Origin of the sequence: Anoxybacillus eryuanensis, from assembly GCF_051200995.1 — a bacterium.
GTDB lineage: Bacteria > Bacillota > Bacilli > Bacillales > Anoxybacillaceae > Anoxybacillus > Anoxybacillus tengchongensis.
Genome location: NZ_JBPODS010000032.1, coordinates 1 through 1,446, shown reverse-complemented (window position 1 = coordinate 1,446; position 1,446 = coordinate 1). Strand labels below are relative to the sequence as shown.

Genomic DNA, 1,446 nt, shown 5'->3' with positions numbered 1-1,446 from the left:
CACCCGTTCCCATCCCGAACACGGAAGTTAAGCTCTCCAGCGCCGATGGTAGTTGGCGGGACACCGCCTGCGAGAGTAGGACGTTGCCGGGCAAAACATGAATTATTCCGCAGTAGCTCAGTGACGAGCAATGCTTCATTGATTGAACTGCGAGTTGCCTCGACGCATCCATCATCGCTGAATATGCGAGTAGAGGAAGAGGCAGTAACCTTTGTCTTAAATAATGGTTAAGCGGTATGAAACACTTATATATTTATTCCGCAGTAGCTCAGTGGTAGAGCACTCGGCTGTTAACCGAGCGGTCGTAGGTTCGAATCCTACCTGCGGAGCCATTTACGGAGAGCTGTCCGAGTGGTCGAAGGAGCACGATTGGAAATCGTGTAGACGTGATAAGCGTCTCAAGGGTTCGAATCCCTTGCTCTCCGCCAGCCACTTAGGAAATGATATATGGCCCGTTGGTCAAGTGGTTAAGACACCGCCCTTTCACGGCGGTAACACGGGTTCGAATCCCGTACGGGTCATCTTTTATGGAGGATTAGCTCAGCTGGGAGAGCACTTGCCTTACAAGCAAGGGGTCGGCGGTTCGATCCCGTCATCCTCCACCATATAAAAGTTAAAAAGAAGTTTTTTCTCATCGTCGCGGGGTGGAGCAGCCAGGTAGCTCGTCGGGCTCATAACCCGAAGGTCGCAGGTTCAAATCCTGCCCCCGCAACCAAAATGGTCCCGTAGTGTAGTGGTTAACATGCCTGCCTGTCACGCAGGAGATCGCGGGTTCGAGTCCCGTCGGGACCGCCATGTATGGCTCGGTAGCTCAGTCGGTAGAGCAAAGGACTGAAAATCCTTGTGTCGGCGGTTCGATTCCGTCCCGAGCCACCATTTTAAAGATGCCGGCTTAGCTCAATTGGTAGAGCAACTGACTTGTAATCAGTAGGTTGCGGGTTCAAGTCCTGCAGCCGGCACCAGGTTCTTTTTTTGAGCCATTAGCCCAGCAACGAGCAAAGCTTCTTCGAATATGTTACGAGTTGTCCCGACGCACTTGACATCTTGGGTGTGCTAGTAGAGGAAGGGACAGGTAAAGGGAGATTGAGTAGGTTTTTTTGACTTATAACGAGCCATTAGCTCAGCAGGTAGAGCATCTGACTTTTAATCAGAGGGTCGGAGGTTCGAGTCCTCCATGGCTCACCATGATGCGGGTGTGGCGGAATTGGCAGACGCACCAGACTTAGGATCTGGCGCCTCTGGCGTGGGGGTTCAAGTCCCTCCACCCGCATAATGCGGAAGTAGTTCAGTGGTAGAACACCACCTTGCCAAGGTGGGGGTCGCGGGTTCGAGTCCCGTCTTCCGCTCCAACATGCCATGCCGGGGTGGCGGAATTGGCAGACGCACAGGACTTAAAATCCTGCGGTAGGTGACTACCGTGCCGGTTCGAGTCCGGCCCTCGGCACT

The 1,446-nt window shown here is 53.5% G+C and carries 12 tRNA genes and 1 rRNA gene; all 13 read left to right on the top strand.

Going from position 1 to position 1,446, the window contains the following annotated elements:
- Nucleotides 1-92 (top strand): 5S ribosomal RNA (rrf, locus tag HNQ84_RS14310); the annotation flags it as partial.
- Between the two features lie 165 nt (nucleotides 93-257).
- Nucleotides 258-332, top strand: a tRNA-Asn gene (locus HNQ84_RS14305).
- Between the two features lie 5 nt (nucleotides 333-337).
- Nucleotides 338-428 (top strand) — tRNA-Ser (locus HNQ84_RS14300).
- Between the two features lie 21 nt (nucleotides 429-449).
- A tRNA-Glu gene (locus HNQ84_RS14295) sits at nucleotides 450-521 on the top strand.
- 8 nt (nucleotides 522-529) lie between these two features.
- Nucleotides 530-605 (top strand) — tRNA-Val (locus tag HNQ84_RS14290).
- Nucleotides 606-638: 33 nt separating this feature from the next.
- Nucleotides 639-715: transfer RNA gene (locus tag HNQ84_RS14285), tRNA-Met, on the top strand.
- Between the two features lie 4 nt (nucleotides 716-719).
- Nucleotides 720-795 (top strand) — tRNA-Asp (locus HNQ84_RS14280).
- 5 nt (nucleotides 796-800) lie between these two features.
- Nucleotides 801-876, top strand: a tRNA-Phe gene (locus HNQ84_RS14275).
- Between the two features lie 10 nt (nucleotides 877-886).
- Nucleotides 887-962, top strand: a tRNA-Thr gene (locus HNQ84_RS14270).
- A gap of 147 nt (nucleotides 963-1,109) precedes the next feature.
- Nucleotides 1,110-1,185: transfer RNA gene (locus tag HNQ84_RS14265), tRNA-Lys, on the top strand.
- Between the two features lie 4 nt (nucleotides 1,186-1,189).
- Nucleotides 1,190-1,270 (top strand) — tRNA-Leu (locus HNQ84_RS14260).
- 4 nt (nucleotides 1,271-1,274) lie between these two features.
- Nucleotides 1,275-1,349 (top strand) — tRNA-Gly (locus HNQ84_RS14255).
- 9 nt (nucleotides 1,350-1,358) lie between these two features.
- Nucleotides 1,359-1,444 (top strand) — tRNA-Leu (locus HNQ84_RS14250).
- The last annotated feature ends 2 nt before the right edge of the window (nucleotides 1,445-1,446 follow it).